The sequence below is a fragment of the Streptomyces tricolor genome (assembly GCF_002155905.1).
In the GTDB taxonomy this organism is placed as follows: domain Bacteria; phylum Actinomycetota; class Actinomycetes; order Streptomycetales; family Streptomycetaceae; genus Streptomyces; species Streptomyces tricolor.
In genome coordinates, this window is record NZ_MUMF01000968.1 from 1 (window position 1) to 1241 (window position 1241).

The 1241-nt window shown below is 76.0% G+C and carries 1 protein-coding gene; it reads right to left on the reverse strand.

Annotation, left to right across the window (positions count from 1 at the left end; genetic code table 11):
• A partial coding sequence (locus CCN44_RS42015; RefSeq protein ID WP_086704528.1) for a helix-turn-helix domain-containing protein occupies positions 1 to 1231 on the reverse strand: 1231 nt, incomplete at its 3' end.
• Positions 1232 to 1241 lie beyond the last annotated feature (10 nt).

A 1241-nucleotide genomic window follows, 5' to 3' on the forward strand; every position in this document is an offset into this window, starting at 1 on the left:
GCAGCAGGTCGCCGAGGAGGCGGCACAGGTCGGCGAGGTCCCCGGCGGCGCCCGCGCGTTCCAGCAGGCTGAGGGCGCGGACGTAGTGCTCCTCGGCGGCCTCGGTGTCCCGGGCGTCCTCGGCGATGATGCCGAGCAGGCGGTGCGCGGCGGCGGCGTGCACGGCGCCGCGCTCGGAGGAGAAGTCCCCGAGGACGCCCTCCAGCAGCCCGGCCGCCTCCCGCGACTTGCCCCGGCGGTGCAGGACGTCGGCGAGTTCGACGGCGGCCTGGCTGCGGTACAGGGCGGCGCGGGTCTCCGACAGCATGGCGTGCGCCTGCCGCAACTCGTCCTCGGCCCGCTCCAGTTCGCCGTTCTGCGCGCAGACGTAGCCGCGCATCCAGTGGCAGTTGGCCAGTTCGGTGCGCAGGCTCAGCTGCCGGTACAGCTCGGCGGCCTTCGCCAGGGAGGCGTCGGCCTCGGCGACCCGGCCCTCGGCGAGCAGGGTACGGGCCACCGAGCGGTGCATCCGGGCGATCAGCGCGGGGTCGCCGGCCCGCGGGGCGAGCGCGAGGGCGAACTCGGCGGCCTGCGCGGCCCGGGCGTGCGCGCCCATGTCCATGTACGGCCCGATGACGCTGGCGTAGAGCAGCAGCAGCGCATCGGGGTCGTGCAGCCCGCCGCGGTTCAGCTCGTCGAGGGCCGACTCCAGCAGGTACACGGCGTAGCGCAGCTCACCCGCGAGGTAGTGGGCGACGGCCCGTCCCCGTACGGCGGGCACGCGCTCCGGCAGCGTCTTCCCGGCCAGCAGCTCCTCGGCCCGCTCGAAGTACTCCCGGGCGCCGGTCAGCTCGCCGGTCTCCAGGGCGCATTCCCCGAGCCCGAGCAGTGCGGCGGCCTCCTCGCACACCAGCCCGTGCCCCTCCGCCTCGGTGCGCAGGAGGGCGTACTGCGCGGCGGTCTCCTCGGCCCGCCCGTCCGCGAGCACGCGCTGCGCCTCGGTGAGCCGCAGCCGCAGATCGGTGGCGAGATGGGCGGGCCGGCCGACGGCCAGCTCCTCGAAGGCCACGCCGAGCCGGTCCGCGATATGCCGTAACGCCTCGTCGGAGGCCCGCACCCGCCCGGCCTCCAGCGTGGAGATGTAGGCGGGCGTGTACGCGGGCTCCGCCAGCTGCCGCTGCGTCAGACCCCTTTCCGCCCGCAGCCGCTGCACCCGCCGCCCGATGACCTCCGGCTCGTCCCGCTCCCGCATGCCCCCGCTC